The sequence below is a fragment of the Pseudomonas monteilii NBRC 103158 = DSM 14164 genome (assembly GCF_000730605.1).
In the GTDB taxonomy this organism is placed as follows: domain Bacteria; phylum Pseudomonadota; class Gammaproteobacteria; order Pseudomonadales; family Pseudomonadaceae; genus Aquipseudomonas; species Aquipseudomonas monteilii.
Window position 1 is genome coordinate 45,959 of the sequence record NZ_BBIS01000002.1, and the last position, 19,314, is coordinate 65,272.

General features: G+C 62.6%; 23 protein-coding genes and 1 riboswitch. Of the genes, 13 read left to right on the forward strand and 10 right to left on the reverse strand.

The features are described 5' to 3' along the window. Positions 1-42 precede the first annotated feature (42 nt). A complete protein-coding gene (locus PM2_RS00330) occupies positions 43-1,029 on the reverse strand; it encodes an NAD(P)/FAD-dependent oxidoreductase (protein ID WP_016713298.1) in 987 nt (328 codons plus the stop codon). Between the two features lie 187 nt (positions 1,030-1,216). Between PM2_RS00330 and PM2_RS00335 the strand changes: the two genes are divergently transcribed. Together PM2_RS00335 and hemH are read left to right on the forward strand one after the other, a co-directional pair. Then, positions 1,217-2,122 (forward strand): TIGR01777 family oxidoreductase, encoded by a 906-nt coding sequence (locus PM2_RS00335; RefSeq protein WP_016713297.1) that lies wholly within the window; start codon positions 1,217-1,219, stop codon positions 2,120-2,122. Positions 2,123-2,135: 13 nt separating this feature from the next. Continuing rightward, entirely contained in the window at positions 2,136-3,149 is a 1,014-nt protein-coding gene (gene hemH / locus PM2_RS00340; protein WP_016713296.1) for a ferrochelatase, read from the forward strand. 70 nt (positions 3,150-3,219) lie between these two features. Here hemH and PM2_RS00345 read toward each other — a convergent pair whose 3' ends face one another. After that, the gene (locus PM2_RS00345) at positions 3,220-4,494 is read right to left on the reverse strand and encodes a uracil-xanthine permease family protein (protein ID WP_016713295.1); all 1,275 of its coding nucleotides are present in this window, start codon (positions 4,492-4,494) and stop codon (positions 3,220-3,222) included. A gap of 2 nt (positions 4,495-4,496) precedes the next feature. After that, positions 4,497-5,135, reverse strand: a complete 639-nt coding sequence (gene upp / locus PM2_RS00350; RefSeq protein WP_011532223.1) for a uracil phosphoribosyltransferase — start codon at positions 5,133-5,135, stop codon at positions 4,497-4,499. Between the two features lie 161 nt (positions 5,136-5,296). On the opposite strand from upp, the gene PM2_RS00355 reads away from it, so the two are divergent. From PM2_RS00355 to PM2_RS00370, 4 genes are all read left to right on the forward strand, one after another. Further along, positions 5,297-5,854 (forward strand): hypoxanthine-guanine phosphoribosyltransferase, encoded by a 558-nt coding sequence (locus PM2_RS00355; RefSeq protein ID WP_016713294.1) that lies wholly within the window; start codon positions 5,297-5,299, stop codon positions 5,852-5,854. Between the two features lie 2 nt (positions 5,855-5,856). Then, positions 5,857-6,330, forward strand: a complete 474-nt coding sequence (locus tag PM2_RS00360) for a WbuC family cupin fold metalloprotein (protein WP_016713293.1) — start codon at positions 5,857-5,859, stop codon at positions 6,328-6,330. A 51-nt stretch (positions 6,331-6,381) separates the two neighbouring features. After that, the gene (locus PM2_RS00365; RefSeq protein WP_019099799.1) at positions 6,382-6,852 is read left to right on the forward strand and encodes a hypothetical protein; all 471 of its coding nucleotides are present in this window, start codon (positions 6,382-6,384) and stop codon (positions 6,850-6,852) included. A 68-nt stretch (positions 6,853-6,920) separates the two neighbouring features. After that, entirely contained in the window at positions 6,921-7,211 is a 291-nt protein-coding gene (locus PM2_RS00370; protein WP_003247360.1) for a PA4642 family protein, read from the forward strand. Between the two features lie 57 nt (positions 7,212-7,268). Here the strand turns inward: PM2_RS00370 and mqo are convergent, their stop codons facing one another. Together mqo and PM2_RS00380 are read right to left on the reverse strand one after the other, a co-directional pair. Beyond that, complete coding sequence (gene mqo / locus PM2_RS00375) at positions 7,269-8,777, reverse strand: malate dehydrogenase (quinone) (protein ID WP_016713291.1); 1,509 nt, start codon at positions 8,775-8,777, stop codon at positions 7,269-7,271. 600 nt (positions 8,778-9,377) lie between these two features. Further along, complete coding sequence (locus PM2_RS00380; protein ID WP_016713290.1) at positions 9,378-9,611, reverse strand: hypothetical protein; 234 nt, start codon at positions 9,609-9,611, stop codon at positions 9,378-9,380. Between the two features lie 145 nt (positions 9,612-9,756). Between PM2_RS00380 and PM2_RS00385 the strand changes: the two genes are divergently transcribed. Next, on the forward strand, positions 9,757-10,341 hold the full coding sequence (locus tag PM2_RS00385) for a YajG family lipoprotein (protein ID WP_016713289.1): 585 nt from the start codon (positions 9,757-9,759) through the stop codon (positions 10,339-10,341). Between the two features lie 65 nt (positions 10,342-10,406). Here PM2_RS00385 and PM2_RS00390 read toward each other — a convergent pair whose 3' ends face one another. Beyond that, positions 10,407-10,613 carry a hypothetical protein gene (locus PM2_RS00390; RefSeq protein ID WP_003247353.1) on the reverse strand — a complete coding sequence of 69 codons (207 nt, stop codon included), beginning with the start codon at positions 10,611-10,613 and terminating at the stop codon, positions 10,407-10,409. 159 nt (positions 10,614-10,772) lie between these two features. Here PM2_RS00390 and PM2_RS00395 point away from each other — a divergent pair, with 159 nt between their 5' ends. Further along, the gene (locus PM2_RS00395; protein ID WP_016713288.1) at positions 10,773-11,033 is read left to right on the forward strand and encodes a hypothetical protein; all 261 of its coding nucleotides are present in this window, start codon (positions 10,773-10,775) and stop codon (positions 11,031-11,033) included. Positions 11,034-11,068: 35 nt separating this feature from the next. Here the strand turns inward: PM2_RS00395 and PM2_RS00400 are convergent, their stop codons facing one another. Beyond that, complete coding sequence (locus tag PM2_RS00400) at positions 11,069-12,238, reverse strand: 1-acyl-sn-glycerol-3-phosphate acyltransferase (RefSeq protein ID WP_161751628.1); 1,170 nt, start codon at positions 12,236-12,238, stop codon at positions 11,069-11,071. 122 nt (positions 12,239-12,360) lie between these two features. Here PM2_RS00400 and PM2_RS00405 point away from each other — a divergent pair, with 122 nt between their 5' ends. From PM2_RS00405 to PM2_RS00420, 4 genes are all read left to right on the forward strand, one after another. Then, positions 12,361-12,543 carry a CPXCG motif-containing cysteine-rich protein gene (locus PM2_RS00405; protein ID WP_012270508.1) on the forward strand — a complete coding sequence of 61 codons (183 nt, stop codon included), beginning with the start codon at positions 12,361-12,363 and terminating at the stop codon, positions 12,541-12,543. After that, complete coding sequence (locus PM2_RS00410; RefSeq protein ID WP_016713286.1) at positions 12,543-12,803, forward strand: putative signal transducing protein; 261 nt, start codon at positions 12,543-12,545, stop codon at positions 12,801-12,803. Before PM2_RS00405 ends, PM2_RS00410 begins: the two co-directional genes overlap by 1 nt. Positions 12,804-12,818: 15 nt before the next feature. Next, positions 12,819-13,439: an SOS response-associated peptidase gene (locus PM2_RS00415; RefSeq protein ID WP_028699501.1), complete on the forward strand. Its 621-nt coding sequence runs from the start codon at positions 12,819-12,821 to the stop codon at positions 13,437-13,439. An 89-nt stretch (positions 13,440-13,528) separates the two neighbouring features. Continuing rightward, positions 13,529-14,344 carry a M48 family metallopeptidase gene (locus PM2_RS00420; RefSeq protein ID WP_016713284.1) on the forward strand — a complete coding sequence of 272 codons (816 nt, stop codon included), beginning with the start codon at positions 13,529-13,531 and terminating at the stop codon, positions 14,342-14,344. 40 nt (positions 14,345-14,384) lie between these two features. Here PM2_RS00420 and PM2_RS00425 read toward each other — a convergent pair whose 3' ends face one another. The 3 genes from PM2_RS00425 to PM2_RS00435 all read right to left on the reverse strand — a co-directional run bounded on the left by PM2_RS00425 (position 14,385) and on the right by PM2_RS00435 (position 17,256). Next, the gene (locus tag PM2_RS00425) at positions 14,385-14,966 is read right to left on the reverse strand and encodes a TMEM165/GDT1 family protein (protein ID WP_174442266.1); all 582 of its coding nucleotides are present in this window, start codon (positions 14,964-14,966) and stop codon (positions 14,385-14,387) included. A 90-nt stretch (positions 14,967-15,056) separates the two neighbouring features. Beyond that, positions 15,057-15,197, reverse strand: a riboswitch (yybP-ykoY riboswitch). A gap of 40 nt (positions 15,198-15,237) precedes the next feature. Continuing rightward, a complete protein-coding gene (locus tag PM2_RS00430) occupies positions 15,238-16,236 on the reverse strand; it encodes a methyltransferase (RefSeq protein ID WP_028699502.1) in 999 nt (332 codons plus the stop codon). A gap of 54 nt (positions 16,237-16,290) precedes the next feature. Further along, positions 16,291-17,256: a 2-hydroxyacid dehydrogenase gene (locus PM2_RS00435; RefSeq protein WP_016713281.1), complete on the reverse strand. Its 966-nt coding sequence runs from the start codon at positions 17,254-17,256 to the stop codon at positions 16,291-16,293. A 219-nt stretch (positions 17,257-17,475) separates the two neighbouring features. On the opposite strand from PM2_RS00435, the gene PM2_RS00440 reads away from it, so the two are divergent. After that, on the forward strand, positions 17,476-19,158 hold the full coding sequence (locus PM2_RS00440) for a fatty acid--CoA ligase (RefSeq protein WP_016713280.1): 1,683 nt from the start codon (positions 17,476-17,478) through the stop codon (positions 19,156-19,158). The last annotated feature ends 156 nt before the right edge of the window (positions 19,159-19,314 follow it).

A 19,314-nucleotide genomic window follows, 5' to 3' on the forward strand; every position in this document is an offset into this window, starting at 1 on the left:
GCCCTGAAGTTATGCAAACCATTATTTTTGTATAGCGCTACATCATTCCAAGTGTTCGAGCAGTCGCCGTGCCGCTTCCTGGCCGCTGAGCCAGGCGCCCTCGACGCGCCCGGAAAGGCACCAGTCGCCGCACGCGTACAAGCCTTGGTCGGCATCGGCCAGCGCGCCCCATTCGTGGTTGCTGCTGGGGCGTGCATAGAGCCAGCGGTGGGCCAGGGCGAAGGTAGGTGCGGGCACCACGCAGCCGACCAGCTCGGCGAACTCGCCCCACAGCTGTTCGATCACTTCTTCCTTGGGCAGGTCGAGGTGTTGCCGGCTCCAGTCAGACGTGGCGTGCAGCACCCAGGTGTCGAGTTGTTCGTCACGGCCGGGTTTGCTGCGGTTGCGGGCCAGCCAGTCGAGCGGGTTGTCTTGCACGAAACAGCCTTGCATCGGCGTATCCAGCGGCGCCTGGAAGGCGAGGGCGACGGCCCAGGTGGGCTCCATCTGCACGCCAGCGGCCACGGCAGCCAGTTTTGGGGTAGCAGCCAGCAGCGGCGTGGCCTGCGGTGCCGGTACCGCGATCACCACGCGGCTGTAGGGGCCATGGCTGCAGCCTTCGGTGTCCTGCAGGTGCCAGTACTGTTTGCCGCGGAACACCTCGGTGATGCGGCAGCCGAAGTTCACCGTCACATCCTTGAGCAAGCCACGGGTGATGGCGCTCATGCGGGGCACGCCCACCCAGCGCGTCTGCTCGTCGGGAGAGGGGGTGAGTTCGCCGTCACGGTAGTTGTACAGCTGCGGCTTCCACTGCTCGGCCCAGCCAGCGGCGACCCACTGTTGTACCTGCTCGACGAAACGCCGGTCACGGGCGGTGAAATACTGCGCGCCGAGGTCGAGTGCGCCGGCTTCGCTGCGCTTGCTGGCCATGCGACCGCCACTGCCGTGGCCTTTGTCGAACAAATGCACGGATTGCCCCGCCTTCTGCAAGGCCTGGGCAGCTGACAAGCCGGCGATACCGGCCCCGATGATGGCGATAGGTACTGTCATGATGGCCTCTTCAAACCTTGCTGTAAGCAGACTACGCTGTCAGGCAAACCTGTACAATCCAGAATTTTTGTATAAGGTTATTCCGCTTTGGCGGGCAGGTTAGCCTATGTTTATCCGAGAGCGTCGGGTCAAAAAAGTGCCTTGATGTTAAAAATAGACCACCGCCGCATTCTGCGAGGACACAGCCATGCATATATTGCTGACAGGCGGCACCGGGTTGATAGGCAGGCACCTCTGCCAGCACTGGCTTGGCCAAGGCCATCGCCTGACGGTGTGGAGCCGGCGCCCTGAGCAAGTGCCGAAAATGTGTGGCACTGGTGTACGTGGCATTGCCCGTCTGGAGCAACTGGAAGCGGACGATCACCTGGATGCAGTGATCAACCTCGCCGGCGCGCCGATTGCGGACCGGCCCTGGACGGCGGCCCGGCGTAACCTGCTGTGGGCCAGCCGCGTTACCCTGACCGAGCAGTTGCTGAGCTGGCTGGGTACCCGCGAGCAGCGACCAGACGTGCTGATCTCCGGCTCTGCGGTTGGCTGGTACGGTGATGGTGGTGAGCGCGAGCTGACCGAGGCATCACCGCCGGTGCGCGAAGATTTTGCCAGCCAGTTATGCATTGCCTGGGAGGAAACGGCCCTGCGTTCCCAGGCACAGGGCATCCGCGTGGTGCTGGTGCGAACTGGGCTGGTGCTGGCCAGCGATGGCGGCTTTTTGTCGCGGCTGCGCCTGCCCTTCAAGCTGGGGCTGGGCGGGCCTTTGGGCGATGGTCGGCAGTGGATGCCGTGGGTCCATATAGACGACCAGGTCGCCCTGATTGATTTTCTTTTGCGGCACAAGGATGCCAGCGGTCCCTATAATGCCTGCGCCCCGGAGCCGGTGCGCAACCGCGAGTTCGCCAGGTGTCTGGGGCGCACCTTGCATCGGCCGGCGTTGCTGCCGGTGCCGGCGCTGCTGCTCAAGGCTGGCCTGGGCGAGCTGTCGACCTTGCTGCTGGGTGGCCAGCGGACACGCCCGGTACGCTTGTTGGCGGCTGGCTTCACCTTCCGCTTCAACGATCTGCAATCGGCCCTGGACAACTTGTCCAGCCGCCTCTGACATAGGATGCTGCATGACCGATCACGCCCTGCTGCTGGTCAACCTGGGTTCCCCGGCCTCCACCTCGGTGGCCGATGTACGCCGTTACCTCAACCAGTTCCTCATGGACCCGTACGTGATCGACCTGCCCTGGCCGGTGCGGCGGCTACTGGTGTCGCTGATCCTGATCAAGCGCCCGGAGCAGTCGGCGCATGCCTATGGCTCGATCTGGTGGGAGGAGGGCTCGCCGCTGGTGGTGCTGACCCGTCGTCTGCAGGCTGCCATGGTCGAACACTGGCCCCACGGCCCGGTGGAAATTGCCATGCGCTATGGCCAGCCGGCCCTGCCAGACGTGCTGGAGCGCCTGGCGGCCCAGGGTGTACGCAAGGTGACCTTGGCACCGCTTTATCCACAGTTCGCCGACAGCACGGTGACCACTGTGGTCGAGCTGGCCAGGCAGACGGTCAATGAACGTCGGTTGCCGTTGCAGATGCGTGTGCTGCAACCGTTCTACGAGCATCCGGACTACATCGAGGCGCTGGCCGCCAGCGCGCGTCCGTACCTGGAGCAGGATTACGACCACCTGTTGCTGAGCTTCCACGGCTTGCCGGAGCGGCACCTGAAGAAGCTGGACCCGACCGGCAAACACGATTTCCAGGCAGCCGACTGCTGCAAGGATGCCAGCGCCGAGATGCGTGCGGTGTGCTACCGCGGGCAGTGCCTGGCCACGGCCAAGGCCTTTGCGCAGAAGATGGGCATCCCGGATGGCAAATGGTCGGTGTCGTTCCAGTCGCGGTTGGGGCGGGCCAAGTGGATCGAGCCCTATACCGAAGCGCGGCTGGATGAGCTGGGCAAGGCAGGGGTGAAGAAATTGTTGGTGATGTGCCCGGCGTTCGTGGCCGATTGCATCGAGACGCTGGAAGAGATCGGCATGCGTGGCAGCGAACAGTTTGTCGAGGCCGGCGGGCGGGAGCTGGTGCTGGTGCCGTGCCTGAATGATCACCCTGAGTGGGTAAGGGTGTTGGCGGGGATGTGCGAAAAAGCCTGATCTGATGGTTGCCTGAACCGGCCTCTTCGCGGACAACCCCGCGAAGAGGCCAGATCAGGTTAAAGCCGGATCACGGCAACTGATCATCCAGCTTCTTGTGCTTCCAGCCATCATTGCCCGGCAAGATCAGGTTCAGGGCAATCGCCACGATGGCGCACAGGGCGATGCCTTTCAGGCCCCAGTCATCCGGGCCGTCACCGCTGCCGATCAGCACGCCGCCGATACCGAACACCAAGGTGACCGACACGATCACCAGATTGCGGGCTTCGGCCAGGTCGATCTTGTGGCGGATCATGGTGTTCATGCCCACTGCCGCGATCGAGCCGAACAGCAGGCACAGAATGCCGCCCATCACCGGTACCGGGATGCTTTGCAGCAGCGCGCCGAACTTGCCGATGAACGCCAGGGTGATGGCGAAGACCGCCGCCCAGGTCATGATCTTCGGGTTGTAGTTCTTGGTCAGCATCACCGCGCCAGTCACTTCGGCGTAGGTGGTGTTGGGCGGGCCGCCGAACAGGCCGGCTGCGGTAGTGGCCAGGCCGTCACCCAGCAAGGTGCGGTGCAGGCCAGGCTTTTTCAGGTAGTCACGACCGGTCACGCTACCGACCGCGATTACCCCACCGATATGCTCGATCGCCGGTGCCAGGGCAACAGGGACGATGAACAGGATGGCCTGCCAGTTGAACGCCGGTGCGGTGAAGTTGGGAATCTCCAGCCACGGTGCAGCGGCGATCTTGGCGGTATCGACCACGCCAAAGGCGAACGACAGGGCAAAGCCTACCAGCACACCTGCAATGATCGGCACCAGGCGGAAGATGCCTTTACCGAACACGGCGACGATCAGCGTAGTGAGCAGCGCCGGCATCGAGATCATCATGGCGGTCTTGTACGGCAGCAGCACGCTGCCATCACCGGCCTTGCCCATTGCCATGTTGGCAGCGATCGGTGCCATGGCCAGGCCGATGGAGATGATCACCGGGCCGATCACCACCGGCGGCAGCATGCGGTCGATGAACCCGGTGCCTTTGATTTTCACCATCAGGCCCATGAAGGTGTACACGAAGCCTGCGGCCATCACGCCGCCCATGGTCTCGGCCAGGCCGAACTGGCCTTTGGCGAGGATGATCGGAGTGATGAAGGCAAAGCTGGAGGCCAGGAACACCGGTACCTGGCGGCCGGTGACCAGCTGGAACAGCAGGGTGCCGATGCCGGCGGTGAACAGCGCGACGTTCGGGTCGAGGCCGGTGATCAATGGCATCAGCACCAGCGCGCCGAATGCCACGAAGAGCATCTGCGCGCCCGAAACGACCTGGCGCCAGAGCGGGTCGTTGAAGCCGTCCTGCATGGTCAGGCGTCCTTTTGCTTGGTGCCGAAGATTTTGTCACCGGCATCGCCCAGGCCCGGCACGATGTAGCCGTGTTCGTTCAGACGCTGGTCGATCGAGGCGGTGTAGATCTGCACATCCGGGTGGGCTTTTTCCACCACTTCGATGCCTTCTGGCGCGGCAACCAGCACCATGGCGCGAATCTCTTTGCAGCCGGCCTTTTTCAGCAGGTCGATGGTGGCGACCATCGAGCCGCCGGTGGCCAGCATCGGGTCGATGATCAGGGCCAGGCGCTGGTTGATATCCGGCGCGAGTTTTTCCAGGTAGGTGTGGGCTTCCAGGGTTTCTTCGTTGCGGGCAACGCCGACGGCGCTCACCTTGGCGCCCGGGATCAGGCTGAGCACGCCGTCGAGCATGCCGATGCCGGCGCGCAGGATAGGCACTACGGTGATTTTCTTGCCGGCGATTTTTTCAACTTGCACCTTGCCACACCAGCCGTCGATCTCGTAGGTTTCCAGTGGCAGGTCCTGGGTGGCTTCGTAGGTCAGGAGCGCGCCGACTTCCTGGGCGAGTTCGCGAAAGTTCTTGGTGCTGATATCGGCACGGCGCATCAGGCCGAGCTTGTGGCGGATCAGCGGATGGCGGATCTCACGAGTGGGCATAGGGGGGCTCCGAAAGGCGGGCAAAAAAACCGCGCTAGATTAATCTATTCAGCCTGTGCTGTCGTCTGGTCATTCTGGACGTTAGTCCATAAATGCTTGATCTGTGACGAGCGGATGCGTACCTTTGCCCGCTTTTCCAAAATGCCCCACCGGAGAGCGCCATGTCCGCCGATCTCGAGCATATCCGTCAAGTCATGCGTGAAGCTGACTGCCTGTACACCGAAGCTGAAGTCGAAGCGGCCATCGCCAACGTCGGCGAGCAGATCTGCAAAGACCTGCACGACAAGAACCCGGTGGTGTTCTGCGTGATGAACGGTGGCCTGATCTTCGCCGGCAAACTGCTGACCCACCTGCAGTTCCCGCTGGAAGCGTCGTACCTGCACGCCACTCGCTACCGCAACCAGACCAGCGGCGGTGAGCTGTTCTGGAAGGCCAAACCAGAAGTGTCGTTCATCGACCGTGACGTGCTGATCGTCGATGACATCCTCGACGAAGGCCACACCCTCAGCGCCATCATCGAGTTCTGCAAGCATGCCGGCGCGCGTTCGGTGCACACGGCGGTACTGATCGACAAGGACCACGACCGCAAGGCCAGCCCGGACCTCAAGGCCAACTACGTGGGCCTGCCGTGCGTCGACCGCTACATCTTCGGTTACGGCATGGACTACAAAGGCTACTGGCGCAACGCCAACGGCATCTTCGCCGTCAAGGGGTTGTGACCATGCGCCAGCCTGCGTTCATCGACCAATCGCTGTTCGCCGGGCTGGCCGAAAAGGCTGCCGCCAACCCGCGCGGGCGGCAGCATCACAACTTCCATGAGATGGAAGAGCCTTGCCACCGCATGGCGGTGGGGCTGCAGCCGAATACCTATATTCCGCCGCACCGCCACCTGAGCGACGACAAGGCTGAGGCCCTGATCGTGCTCAAGGGCCGCCTGGGCTTGCTGATTTTCAATGAGCAGGGCGTGGTAACCGCCAAGCGGGTGCTACAGGCGGGCGGCGACTGCCTGGGAGTGGACCTGCCACCAGGCACGTACCACGGGTTGGTGGTGCTGGAGCCCGACAGCATGCTGTTCGAATGCAAGGCCGGGCCTTATCGGCCAGTGGGCGAGGGCGAGCATGCGCACTGGGCGCCGCGTGAAGGCGAAGAGGGTGTCGCCGAGTACCAGGCCTGGATGCGCGCGCAGTTCGATTGATAGTGCCTGCACACGGCATGCTAGAGTGCTCCTTCATACAAGGAGCCTCACATGCGTGCGATTCTTCCCCTCCTGCTGGCAGTCAGCCTGCCACTTGCCGCCGCACCGCTGCACAGTCAGTTCCTGCCACCTGACGACCTGTCTTTACGCCAGGAGGCGCCGACCGGCCAGCAATTGCTGCAAGTGACCGACTACTCCGTGGTGGTGGGTGCCCAGCGCCAGTCCGATCAGCAGCCGATCCCGATCACGTCGTCGTTGCAGGTGCGCCTGAAAGGCAAGCCGCTGAGCAAGGGCGCGACCATTGCCCAGGTGCTGCTGACGTTCGACGGTGAGGCGGCCAAGAGCCTGAAGAAGCCCGTGTATGACGAAAAAACCCGCACCCTGAGCCTGAATTACCCGGTCAGCGACTATCGGGTGATCATGGACCTGCTGCGCAACGAAACGCTGTATGTGCAGTTTCTGACCTATAACAACGGCCATATCTGGGCCGACCTGCACACCGGTACCGTACGTACGCGTTGAGGCACGCGGCCGGCGAGGGGTACACTGCCGGCCTTCGAAATTCCGTGATGGTCCAGTTGGAGTCGGCAATGCGTAAAGACAAGAAACAGGTAATCGGTGACGAAATCAGCGACGACTACATCAAGTCGTTCCTTCAGTTCGAGCCGGCCGATGGCGTGACCTCGCCGTCGCTGCACAAGCTGGTCAAGGCCTACCGTGGCCTGCGCGTCGATGACTTCGAGCGCTTTGTCGGCTTCTTCGTCGAAGCGGGCCTGGACCTGGATGGCAAGGACGAGCACGGAAAGACCTTCGTCGAGCAGATAGCCGACCAGCGCAATGCGCCGGAGTACATCGAGATCATCGATAAAGCCCGCGGCTGATAACGGCCCAGGCACAAAAAAACGCCCCGAGGGGCGTTTTTTCGTTTCAGGCCGGCATTAAGCGTAATGCTTGGCTGCCGGGCTGCTTTCCACCAGGTCCAGCGCCACGTCGTTGTCGGCACTGATCTTGTGGTACAGAGCGGCATCGGTCGCCAGCGTCTTCTCACGCGCCGGGAAGATTTCCTTGAGCTTGGCAGCCCAGGCACCTTTGGCCTGCTCGGGGAAGCAGCGCTCGATCAGTTCCAGCATGATCGACACGGTAACCGAAGCACCTGGCGATGCGCCGAGCAGTGCGGCCAGGCTGCCGTCCTGGGCCGAGACCAGCTCGGTACCGAACTGCAGCACGCCGCCTTTTTTCGGGTCTTTCTTGATGATCTGCACACGCTGACCGGCCACTTCCAGTCGCCAGTCTTCGGCCTTGGCCTGCGGGTAGAAGCGACGCAGGGCTTCCAAGCGCTGCTCCATCGACTGCATCACTTCGCTGACCAGGTACTTGGTCAGGTCCATGTTGTCGCGGGCCACGGCCAGCATCGGGCCGATGTTGCCCATGCGTACCGACAGCGGCAGGTCCATCAGCGAACCGTGCTTGAGGAACTTGGTGGTGAAGCCAGCGTATGGGCCGAACAGCAGCGAAGTCTTGCCGTCTACAACACGGGTGTCCAGGTGCGGCACCGACATCGGCGGGGCGCCTACGGCGGCCTGGCTGTAGACCTTGGCCTGGTGCTGTTTGACGATTTCCGGGTTGTCGCAACGCAGCCACTGGCCGCTGACCGGGAAGCCGCCGAAGCCTTTGCCTTCCGGGATGCCCGACAGCTGGAGCAGCGGCAGGGCCGCGCCACCGGCGCCGAGGAAGACGAAGCGGGCGTCGACTTCACGGCTGCCGCCGCTGTTGACGTCCTTGATGCTCACGGTCCAGCCGCTGCCGTTACGACGCAGGCCGACAACCTTCTTGCTGTACTTGACCTGTGCGTCCTGCGAGTCGCCCAGCAGCTTGAGCAGCTTGTTGGTCAGGGCGCCGAAGTTGACGTCGGTGCCTTTGGCCACGCGGGTAGCGGCGATGTGCTGGTCGGCCGGGCGGCCAGGCATCATCAGCGGCATCCAGTCGTTCATCACGGCCTTGTCTTCGGTGTATTCCATGTCGGCGAAGGCATGGTGCTGCTTGAGCAGCTCGAAGCGCTTCTTGAGGAAGGAAACACCCTTGTCACCTTCGACGTAGCTCAGGTGCGGGACAGGGTTGATGAACGCACGTGCCGAGCCGAAGTTGCCCTTCTTGCTCAGGTAAGCCCAGAACTGGCGCGAAACCTCGAACTGGGTGTTGATGTGCACGGCCTTCTTGATGTCGATGCTGCCATCTGCGGCCTGGGGCGTGTAGTTAAGCTCGCACAGACCGGCGTGGCCGGTGCCTGCGTTGTTCCAGGGGTTGGAGCTTTCCGCGGCTCCGGAGTCCATCGCCTCGACGACCTCAAGCTTCAGGGTCGGGTCGAGCTCCTTGAGCAGTACGGCCAGGGTGGCACTCATGATGCCCGCGCCTACCAGTACCACATCAACCGATTCGTTCTGCGCCATTTAACGCGTCTCCACAATCTACAGCTACCTAATTGACAGCATAGGACCTGGGTTCGCCAGGGTCGCCATGTCCGACTTTTCGCAGTTCTTGCAACTTCCGCGGACACCGCCAATCAGTCTTCGGGTTCGGGTATTGAACGCCGTTTGCCACAGGTGCGGCAATTCGACTTATGGTCAAGGTGTCGTGCGTGCGTTATGGAACGGTTCAGACACTCATACGGGATGAGCGCATTTGCCGCCTGTTCAGGGCTGTTCGGGACACATCTGCCGCTTTTGCACATGCCAGACTGTTCATTTGCTCGCCACACTCTTGTGAAGTTGTGAAAACCGTTTTTTCACGCTCTTTTGGAGACGTGAACCTCAAAGGGGGACTGCGCGATGGCAACCCGCAGGTTCATGCAGTGTGAAGGGCCGGAAAAGCAGGCACGACAGCCGATGCAAGACCTGAGTGGAAGGCTCTCTGTGGGCGAAGCGGTGAAGTTGCCGGGGTCAATCGGCGAGTGCGGGGCCCGATCAGGAGACGTCCTTATAATCGGGGGGAGATTATAGCGATGTCGCGGGCAGAAATGTCGCCATTCGTGGTTTTTATTGCAGCGTTTGTCAGGCCGCGAGGATGCGCTGGTGCCAGCGGCGGCTTGCGCGGGCGCAAACCCGGGCGTCGGCAGGCAGTTCGTGGCCCAGCCAGGCCAACCGGGTTTCACCAATCTGGACCCAGTCGCTGCCGTTGGGGGCCTGGCTGCATTGCTTGAAGGCCACGCATTTGCCGTGGGCATCGAGGCGGGCATAGGCATGGTGGCGCGGGCGTTGGAAGAGCAGCGTCCAGAGCGAGGCCATGACGAGGAGTCCTTTGCGTGAGGGCTTGGCGCGAGGATAAGGGCGAGGCCATGAAACGATTGTGACAAGCGGGCCGGACCGATGACTGGTCGATGCGTGCCTAGGTATACTGTGCGCCTTAGCCGCATTTTCTGGAGAAACGCGCATGTTGCAACGTCTGTTGTTCGGTTTGATCGCCGTGGCCAGCCTCAGCCTGGTCGGTTGTGCCCACAGCCCGCAACAACTCAACCCGCAACCCACGCTCAAGGCCCAGCTCACGCCGGTCGGCCATGGCCAGCCGGTGGTGGTCCGGGTGGTTGACGGCCGGGCTTCGCAGTCCCTGGGTACCCGTGGTGGCATGTACCCCGAAACCAGCACCATCAGCGTCAGCGGTAACGACGTGGTGCCCAAGCTGCAAGCCCAGGCCGAAGCTGCCGTGCGCCTGCTCGGTTTCACCCCGACGCCAAATGCCTATAACGCACCGCAGCTGACCGTGACCCTGGCCGAGCTGAAATACCAATCGCCCAAAGACAACCTGTACGTGACCGAAGCCACCATCGGCGCCACCTTCCGTGCCGACGTGCGTAACGGCGGCCGCAGCTACAGCGGCCGTTACGGTGCTTCGCTGGATCAGCGTTTCGGCATGGCGCCGAACCAGGACACCAACACCCAACTGGTGGGTGATGTGCTGAGCGATGCGTTGACCCGTATGTTCAAAGACCCGACCATCGGGCAGGTGCTGGGGCAGTAAGCCCTCAGCAATAAAAAAAACCGCTGCCTGGGTGCCAGGCAGCGGTTTTTTTTGTCTGTACAGGTTCAAGCCGCTTCTATGTGGAAATCCAGCAAGCTGAAGCCGGTTCCGGCATCCACTTCGGGCAAGTCTTCGTGCACATGCCCACCTAGCGCACAGTAGACGAGCCATTGGCGGTCCTGCACGTTGATGGCAAAACCATCGATCAGCGCCTGTTGTTCATCGCTCTGGGCGACGAGGTAAAGGCGGTCCTGGTTTTCGGCGTGCAACATGAACAAGCTCCGGGTCATGAAAGGCCGATAGGGTGGCCTGTTCTGATGACGAGCTAATGACAGATGAAATTTAATGACACTTTGTCGCCCAGGACGGGTACGCGGGTGCGACTTGGGTAAAATGCGGGCCTTTGTTGCTGCTCACACCGAGGTCGCCTGATGTCCTTGCAAGTGCTCTGGGGGTTTCTGTCCGCCCACCCCGCCAAGTGGATCAACCTGCTGGCGCTGCTGCTGACGTGTCCGGGTGGGTTGCTGCTGCACAGTGCTCGGCGGCGTGATGCCGAGACCCGTGAATACATGGCGGTGGATGAGGGGATTGTGGACGCGTTCGACCTTCGAGTGCCGAAGTACTTCTATATCCTCGGTTTCTCGTGCCTGGCGATGGCGTTGCTGCTGTCCTGGTTCAGCACCTGGGTCTGAGCAATGGGGGCTGCAAAGCAGCCCCCAGCAATCTATCAGGCGACCGGCGCTTGTTGCCTGACCTGGTACTGGTTACGCACCGGCGTCGCATACTGCAACACCAGGTAAGGCCGTTGCTCTTCAGGGCAGGCATCCAGGCGGCGCTGCCATTCTTCCTTGGCCTTGGCCAACTCATCGGCCGGGAACACTTTCTCGGCACTCGGCACCTGCAGGGCCTCGTCCTTGCCCTCCCACATCGCATACGCCAGGTAATGCACCGGGAATAGCCGGTAGCCACCCAGGATCTGCCGGTCGATTTCCGCCGCCAGCTGCTTGGTATCCTCGTGGTATTCGGTCACCGGTGGGGCGAAGTTGATATGCACCCGGCCCTTGTAGCCGGTAATGCCCTTGGCGATGCTGTTGTCATCCTCGCCCGGCGCCTTCTTGTAGGTGCCGGTGGTGGCGCGGATGTAAAGCTCGCGGGCCTTGGCCTGGTCGCACGGGTCGTATTCGTAGCTGATCGACACGGGCGTCAGGTTAAGGCTCTGGATCACTGCACCGAACGGCTCGTCCTTGCGGCTCATGTGGAACATCTTGAGGATCGCCGAGTCGGTACGGTCGTCACCGTCCTTGGCCCGCCCTTCGGCCTGGGCGATCCAGATCGAGGTGGCATCGTTGCGGATCGAGTGGTTGATGTAGGCCGAGAGCAACTGGTAAGCCGCCAGCTTCTCGCGGCGCCCGCTGATCGAACGGTGAACGATGAAGCTTTTGTTCAGGCGCATCATGTCGCTGACAAAGGGCTTTTGCAGCAGGTTGTCACCAATGGCGATGCGCGGCGTGGGCAGGCCGGCGTGGTACACCGCGTAGTTGACGAAGGCGGGGTCCATGACGATGTCACGGTGGTTGGCCAGGAACAGGTAGGCAGTGCCGGCCTTGAGCTGCTCCACGCCGGAATAGGTGACGCCGTCGGTGGCACGGTCGATAGTCTGGTCGACGTAGTACTCGACTTTGTCCTGCAAGGTGGAAACGCAGGTGACGCCGGCGAATTCCTTGCGCAGGCGGCGGGCAATCAGCGGTTTGAGCAACCAGCCGAGAGCACCGGCCGCACGCGGGAAGCGGAAGTGGGTGAGGATATCGAGGAATGCCGGGTCGCTGAGCAGGCGTGCCAGAACGGCAGGGACCTCAGCGTCGTCGTACGGTCGGATGGCATCGAATTCGCCCATCATGCTCTCTTGTTGGAAACGGCTAGGGTAATAAGGTAGGGGCGGGCTCCGAAAAACGGCTCGGACACACACTGGCCCTGTAAACAGACCGGCAATTATACGCATAAGTCACCCCGGAGGCCGCGATGCTGGAAACTGCGATCTACGATTGCCCTTATTGTGGCGAAGAAGTCGAAACCACGGTGGACCTGTCCGGCGGCGATCAGGAGTACATCGAGGACTGCCAGGTATGCTGCAAGCCTATCCGCTTCGTACTGCAGGTTCATGGCGAGGAGTGGATGCTGGATGTCTTCGGTGAGAACGACTGATGCGGCGGATCTATGAACCTGAAAGCCTGCTCGAAGCCGAAATGCTGATCGGAATGCTGGCCAGTGAGGGTGTCGATGTGCAACTGGTGGGCCGTGACCTGATGGGCGGTGTGGGCGAGTTGCCGATGCAAGGCTTGCTGGGGCTTGCGGTAGCGGATGAGCAGGCCGAGTACGCACGGCGGCTGATCGATGCGTACAATGATGCCCAGCCACTGGTTGGCGACGAACCGGAGAGTTTCCCCGGTACCTTGATCTGCTAGGTTCTGAATTCGCCCATGTGTGGACGTTACGCCCTGTTTCGCTGGCCCCAGGCGCTGGCCTGCCTGCCTGGTTTTCCCGAAGGCCAGCCGGCCCAATGGAACATTGCTCCCGGTGCCACGGTGCTGATCCAGCGCCAGCTCGACGGCCAGCAGCAACTGGCCAAGGCGCGCTGGGGGCTGACCCCGGCCTGGCTTACCGACCTGTCCCGCACCCCCGCCCATGCCCGCGCCGAAACGCTGGCCGAGCAACCCATGTTCCGCGAGGCGTTTCGCCAGCGCCGCTGCCTGATGCCGGCCAACGGCTTTTACGAGTGGCGTGGCAGCGTGCGTAAACGCCCGTACTGGTTGACCCCGGGGGAGGGCTCGTCGCTGTACTTTGCTGCTGTGTGGGAGGCCTATCCCGTGCAGGATCAGGTGTGGCTTAGCTGTGCGGTGGTGACCCAGGCGGCCATGAACCAGCGTCGACCGCTGATACTGGATGAGGCGGGGCAGGCCGCCTGGCTCGACCCGGATACGCCGGTTACCCGCTTGCACGAGTTGCTGGCCAGCCCTGCGGCACAGCTGCGCGAGCGGGCCCTGGCCAATTTCGTCAATGACCCGAAGCTGGATGCGCCGGAGTGCCTGACTCCAGCCTGATGCGCTGGTCGATAAAATCTTCCCTGCGGCTATGGCAGCCACAGGCGAGTCGGCCTAGGATACGCCGCATGTGGATAGGGAGTGCTTTCATGCGTAAGTCTTTTGTTGTCAGCCTGTTGAGTACTGGCATCCTGCTGGCCGGCTGCCAGGCGGTGAACACCACCAGCGGTGGTGCTGTCGGCGTGCAGCGCCAGCAGTACATGTTCAGCATGCTTTCGACCGATGAGGTCAACCAGATGTACGCCCAGTCGTACCAGCAGACCTTGGGCGAAGCGTCGAGCAAGGGTGTGCTCGACAAGTCCAGCGCCGATGCCAAGCGCGTGCAGGTCATCGCCAACCGCCTGATCGCCCAGGCGCCCAAGTTCCGCCCGGATGCCGCGCAGTGGAACTGGGAAGTCAACGTGATCAAAAGCGACGAACTGAACGCCAACTGCGGCCCAGGCGGCAAGATCATCGTCTACACCGGGCTGATCGATCAGCTCAAGCTCACCGATGCGGAAATTGCCGCCGTGGTGGGGCATGAAATTGCCCACGCCCTGCGTGAGCACAGCCGTGAGGCGATGTCCAAGGCCTATGGCGTGCAAATGGCCCGTCAGGGTGCCGGTGCCCTCTTGGGCCTGGGTGAGGGCAGCATGGCCATGGCCGATGCCGTGGTGAACTACTCCATGACCCTGCCCAACAGCCGGGCCAACGAGAACGAAGCCGACCTGATCGGCCTGGAACTGTCGGCCCGTGCGGGTTATGACCCGAATGCCGCGATCACCTTGTGGAACAAGATGAGCAAGGCTTCCGAAGGCGCGCCACCAGAGTTCATGAGCACTCACCCGGCTTCTGAAAGCCGTATCGCTTCGCTGCAGGCAGCGATTCCGAAGGTGATGCCGCTGTACCAGGCTGCCAAGCAGTAGTTGCAGAACCCGGGGCCGCAACGCGGCCCCGCCTTTGCTGTTATCCCACCCAGCCACTGGCCTTCATCGCCGAATAGACGGCCACGATCGCCAGCACGAAGAACGCCGTGGCCGCCAGGCGACGAATCAGCGTCAGTGGCAGCTTGTCTGCCGCGAAGTTACCCGCCAGAACCACCGGCACGTTGGCAATCAGCATGCCCAGCGTGGTACCGATAATGACCATGATCAGGTGCGGATACTGCGCAGCCAGCATCACGGTTGCAACCTGGGTCTTGTCACCGATTTCGGCCAGGAAGAACGCGATCAGCGTGGTCAGGAACGGCCCGAAGCGACGTGCGGGGTTTTCGTCTTCATCCATCTTGTCCGGTACCAGTGTCCACAGCGCGGTGGCGGTAAAGCTCGCGGCCAGGATCCAGTGCAGGGCCGAGTCGCTGAAGAAGCTGCCGAACCATGCGCCCACGGCACCGGCTGCAGCATGGTTGGCCAGGGTGGCGGCGATGATGCCGGCGATGATCGGCCAAGGCTTGCGGAAGCGGGCAGCAAGAATGAGAGCGAGCAGTTGCGTCTTGTCGCCGATTTCGGCCAAGGCAACGATAGCGGTGGGGACCAACAGAGATTCCAGCATCAGGATTCCTACGGGGGCGGGTCGACACGGCTATGACACGTACAGCCTCCCCGCCCCGGGTAAGGTGTGCGTGTCATAGGTCTTGTCAAACCCTGGATCCGTCTACGCGGATCTCTCCATGCAGGCTGGCATGGTGGGTCGCACGCGCCATGGTCTGTGGACCAAGTATGTTGACGCGTACCGGGCGAGCAGTGCGCTCGCGGGAGACTACTCCCCTAGGACGGTGCGGATTCTGCCTAGGCAAAACGCTTTCGGCAAGCGCTGTTTTTTATCCGTGGGTTGCCTGGTAGATACGGAAGCCGTCGGCCTCGTCGCGTACCTGGCAGTTGCCAAGTGCCCCTTCGATCAGCGGTTGGTAGCGCAGGAAGCTGTTGGCGACCAAGCGCATTTCGCCCCCTTTTCGCAGATGAACGGCAGATTTTTTTAGCAAGTTCTCCGAGGCCTGGTAATTGGTGTGCACCCCGGTATGGAACGGCGGGTTGCTCAGAATCAGGCTCAGCTCGGCAGGTGCCGCATCAATGCCATCACCGCTGATCACCTCACCCTCCAGGCCGTTGGCAGCCAGTGTCAGACGACTGGCCTCAACCGCGAAGGCGTCCACATCCAGCAGCGTTACCCGGCTTTGTGGATAACGGCGCTTGACCGTGGCGCCCAATATCCCTGCGCCGCAGCCGAAGTCCAGCACATGGCCGCCTGGCAGGCCGTCGAGGTGCTTGAGCAGCAGGGCAGTACCGCGGTCGAGGCGGCCGTGGCTGAATACGCCCGGCAGGCTGACCACCTGCAAGGGGCCGTCTTCCAGCGCCAGCTCGAAGTGCTCGGCCAGGCTTGCCAGCGGCTTGGCATCGGGGGCGTGCTCGATGGTCACTTGCCACAGCTGGCAGTGGCGGGCGCTGTCGAGCTTGCGCGGTTTGCCAAAGGCTTGCAGTTGCTTGGCCGCACCTTCGATGCCGCCGCGTTTTTCGCCGACCAGGTACAGCTCACGGCCGGCCAGGCGCGATGCCAGGGCATTCAGCAGGTAGGCCGCCAGCTCACGGGACTTGGGCAGGAACAGCACGGCGCTGTCGAATGCCATTTCAGGCGGCTCTACCCCGTAATGGCTGCGGCCGGCGAAGCGGCTGTCGAGCATGGCGTGATCGCCGGCATGCCAAGTCCAGGCCTTGGCCTGTGGCAATTGGGCGAGCAGGCCGTCGGCGGGGGCGCCAGCGATCAGCAGCGGCCCCTGGAACAGCTCTGCCTGGCGGAGCAACACTTCACTGCGCGGGTCCATGGACGACGCCTCCTGGAAAAAAGTGGCGCAGTGTAGCAGAGGCGGGCGCCGGGCTCAGCTGACCACGCGGCGTGGCTGCCCGGCAAAGAAGGCCTGAGCGTTCTCGCTGAGCTGGCCGACGATACGCTGGCGCGACTCTACCGCACCCCAGGCGCTGTGCGGGGTGATGATCAGGCGTGGGATGCCCGGTTCGAGCAGCGGGTTGCCGTTGACCGGCGGCTCCACACTCAACACATCGGTGGCCGCGCCGCCCAAGTGGCCCTGGCGCAGGGCGTCGGCCAACGCCTGTTCGTCGATCAGGCCGCCACGGGCAGTGTTGACCACCAGCGCATTGGGCTTGAGCAGGGCCAATTCGCGGGCACCGAGCATATGCCGGGTGTGCTCGTTCAGTGGGCAATGCAGCGTCAAGGCGTCCACTTGCGGGAGTAGTTCGTCCAGCGGCAGCCGGTCGTCACGCTCCGGGCGGCCGGGAATCTGCCCGCTCAGCACGCGCATGCCGAAGGCTTCGGCCAGCCGCGCCACCGCGCCGCCGAGCTCGCCGTGACCGAGCAGGCCGAGGGTTTTGCCCTCCAGCTCGACGATGGGGAAGTCCAGCAGGCAGAACTGGCTGGCCTTGGCCCACTGGCCGTCGGCTACGGCCTGGTTGTAGTCGCACAGGCGGGTGGCCAGGGCCAGCAGCAGGGCGAGGGTGTGCTGTGCGACGGACGGCGTGCCGTAACCCTGGCAGTTGCAGACGGTAATGCCTTGGGCGCGCGCCGCTGCCAGGTCGACATTGTTGGTGCCGGTGGCGGCCACCAGGATCAGCTTGAGCTGCGGGTTGGCGGCCAGGGAGGGGGCGTCGAGCATTACCTTGTTGCTGACCACGGCGACCGCGCCTTGCAGGCGCTCTGCCACCTGGTCGGGACGGGTGGCGGCGAACAGTTCGAATTCATCGAACTGCTGCTTCAGGGGCGAGAGGTCGAGGTCGCCAAGGTCCAGGGACTGGTGATCGAGAAACACGGCGCGACGCGGGCTGGGCATGGGGGGCTCCGGTGGCAGGGCGGGGTATTGGTGTTATGGCCATTCGCGGGCACGCCCGCGTTTACAGGCGCAGTGTCTAGCCCGGGGTTACTGCCCGTCAACGCCTGCCACTCATACCTTCGGCTCGCAAATCATTCCTTCGGCTGATTTAGCCGTCACATTGCCGCACTACAGTAGTTGTCAGACTTGTCCGGCTCGCTTTTCAGAAAAGGGATACCCATGTTGCAGACCCGCATCATCAAGCCCGCCGAGGGCGCCTACGCCTACCCACTGCTGATCAAGCGCCTGCTGATGTCCGGTAGCCGCTATGAAAAGACCCGTGAAATCGTCTATCGCGACCAGTTGCGGCTGACATATCCACAGCTCAACGAACGTATTGCACGCCTGGCCAATGTGCTGACCGAGGCCGGAGTAAAGGCCGGTGATACCGTGGCGGTGATGGATTGGGACAGCCACCGCTACCTGGAATGCATGTTCGCCATCCCGATGATCGGTGCGGTGGTGCATACCATCAACGTGCGCCTGTCGCCCGAGCAGATCCTCTACACCATGAACCACGCCGAAGACCGCGTGGTGCTGGTCAACAGCGACTTCGTCGGCCTCTACCAGGGTATTGCCGGGCAGCTGACCACCGTCGACAAGACCCTGTTGCTGACCGATGGCCCGGACAAGGCCGCCGAGCTACCCAATCTGGTGGGTGAATACGAGCAATTGCTGGCCGCTGCCAGCCCGCACTACGATTTCCCCGACTTCGACGAAAATTCGGTGGCCACCACCTTCTACACCACTGGCACCACCGGCAACCCCAAGGGCGTGTATTTCACCCACCGGCAACTGGTGCTGCACACGCTGGCCGAGGCTTCGGTCACCGGCAGTATCGACAGCGTGCGCCTGCTGGGCAGCAACGACGTGTACATGCCCATTACCCCGATGTTCCATGTGCATGCCTGGGGCATCCCCTACGCCGCCACCATGCTCGGTATGAAGCAGGTGTACCCGGGACGCTACGAGCCAGACATGCTGGTCAAGCTGTGGCGCGAGGAGAAGGTCACGTTCTCTCATTGTGTGCCGACCATTCTGCAGATGCTGCTCAACTGCCCGACCTCGCAGGGCCAGGACTTCGGCGGCTGGAAGATCATCATCGGCGGCAGCGCGCTCAACCGCTCGTTGTACCAGGCAGCCCTGGCCCGGGGTATCCAGCTAACCGCAGCGTACGGCATGTCCGAGACCTGCCCGCTGATATCCGCCGCGCACCTGAACGACGAACTGCAGGCCGGTAGCGAAGACGAGCGCATCACCTACCGCATCAAGGCCGGCGTGCCGGTGCCACTGGTCGAAGCGGCGATTGTCGATGGCGACGGCAACTTCCTTCCTTCGGATGGCGAGACCCAGGGCGAGTTGGTGCTGCGTGCGCCGTGGCTGACCATGGGTTATTTCAAGGAGCCGGAGAAGAGCGAGGAGCTGTGGCAGGGCGGCTGGCTCCACACCGGTGACGTCGCCACCCTCGACGGCATGGGCTACATCGACATCCGTGACCGTATCAAGGATGTGATCAAGACCGGTGGCGAGTGGATTTCCTCACTCGATCTGGAAGACCTGATCAGCCGCCACCCGGCCGTACGTGAAGTGGCGGTGGTCGGAGTGGCCGACCCGCAGTGGGGCGAGCGCCCGTTTGCCCTGCTGGTGGTGCGCGACGGCCAGGCCATCGATGCCAAGGCGCTCAAGGAACACCTCAAACCGTTCGTCGAGCAAGGGCACATCAACAAGTGGGCGATTCCTAGCCAGATCGCCGTTGTTACTGAAGTTCCCAAGACCAGTGTCGGTAAGCTCGACAAGAAACGCATCCGCCAGGACATCGTCCAGTGGCAAGCCAGCAACAGCGCCTTCCTTTCCACCCTGTAACCGCCGTGCGGGTCGCGAACGCCAGAACGCGACCCGCACGCTAGAGGCCTTCACGCCTTGCCAAACGGCTGAAATGCGCCATCCTTTAGCACTGCCAGCCCGCAACCGGGATAACAGTGCAGCGAGTTGGCGGCATGGAGCGCAAATCACACTTTA

Coding starts and splice junctions, on each gene's coding strand:
- PM2_RS00345 (WP_016713295.1), bottom strand. CDS start 4,494: ATGCAGGACGGCTTCAACGACCCGCTCTGGCGCCAGGTCGTTTCGGGC.
- PM2_RS00410 (WP_016713286.1), top strand. CDS start 12,543: ATGCGGCGGATCTATGAACCTGAAAGCCTGCTCGAAGCCGAAATGCTG.
- PM2_RS00365 (WP_019099799.1), top strand. CDS start 6,382: ATGCGTGCGATTCTTCCCCTCCTGCTGGCAGTCAGCCTGCCACTTGCC.
- PM2_RS00360 (WP_016713293.1), top strand. CDS start 5,857: ATGCGCCAGCCTGCGTTCATCGACCAATCGCTGTTCGCCGGGCTGGCC.
- PM2_RS00370 (WP_003247360.1), top strand. CDS start 6,921: ATGCGTAAAGACAAGAAACAGGTAATCGGTGACGAAATCAGCGACGAC.
- PM2_RS00405 (WP_012270508.1), top strand. CDS start 12,361: ATGCTGGAAACTGCGATCTACGATTGCCCTTATTGTGGCGAAGAAGTC.
- mqo (WP_016713291.1), bottom strand. CDS start 8,777: ATGGCGCAGAACGAATCGGTTGATGTGGTACTGGTAGGCGCGGGCATC.
- upp (WP_011532223.1), bottom strand. CDS start 5,135: ATGCCCACTCGTGAGATCCGCCATCCGCTGATCCGCCACAAGCTCGGC.
- PM2_RS00440 (WP_016713280.1), top strand. CDS start 17,476: ATGTTGCAGACCCGCATCATCAAGCCCGCCGAGGGCGCCTACGCCTAC.
- PM2_RS00435 (WP_016713281.1), bottom strand. CDS start 17,256: ATGCCCAGCCCGCGTCGCGCCGTGTTTCTCGATCACCAGTCCCTGGAC.
- PM2_RS00380 (WP_016713290.1), bottom strand. CDS start 9,611: ATGGCCTCGCTCTGGACGCTGCTCTTCCAACGCCCGCGCCACCATGCC.
- hemH (WP_016713296.1), top strand. CDS start 2,136: ATGACCGATCACGCCCTGCTGCTGGTCAACCTGGGTTCCCCGGCCTCC.
- PM2_RS00430 (WP_028699502.1), bottom strand. CDS start 16,236: ATGGACCCGCGCAGTGAAGTGTTGCTCCGCCAGGCAGAGCTGTTCCAG.
- PM2_RS00415 (WP_028699501.1), top strand. CDS start 12,819: ATGTGTGGACGTTACGCCCTGTTTCGCTGGCCCCAGGCGCTGGCCTGC.
- PM2_RS00335 (WP_016713297.1), top strand. CDS start 1,217: ATGCATATATTGCTGACAGGCGGCACCGGGTTGATAGGCAGGCACCTC.
- PM2_RS00330 (WP_016713298.1), bottom strand. CDS start 1,029: ATGACAGTACCTATCGCCATCATCGGGGCCGGTATCGCCGGCTTGTCA.
- PM2_RS00400 (WP_161751628.1), bottom strand. CDS start 12,238: ATGATGGGCGAATTCGATGCCATCCGACCGTACGACGACGCTGAGGTC.
- PM2_RS00385 (WP_016713289.1), top strand. CDS start 9,757: ATGTTGCAACGTCTGTTGTTCGGTTTGATCGCCGTGGCCAGCCTCAGC.
- PM2_RS00420 (WP_016713284.1), top strand. CDS start 13,529: ATGCGTAAGTCTTTTGTTGTCAGCCTGTTGAGTACTGGCATCCTGCTG.
- PM2_RS00395 (WP_016713288.1), top strand. CDS start 10,773: ATGTCCTTGCAAGTGCTCTGGGGGTTTCTGTCCGCCCACCCCGCCAAG.
- PM2_RS00390 (WP_003247353.1), bottom strand. CDS start 10,613: ATGTTGCACGCCGAAAACCAGGACCGCCTTTACCTCGTCGCCCAGAGC.
- PM2_RS00355 (WP_016713294.1), top strand. CDS start 5,297: ATGTCCGCCGATCTCGAGCATATCCGTCAAGTCATGCGTGAAGCTGAC.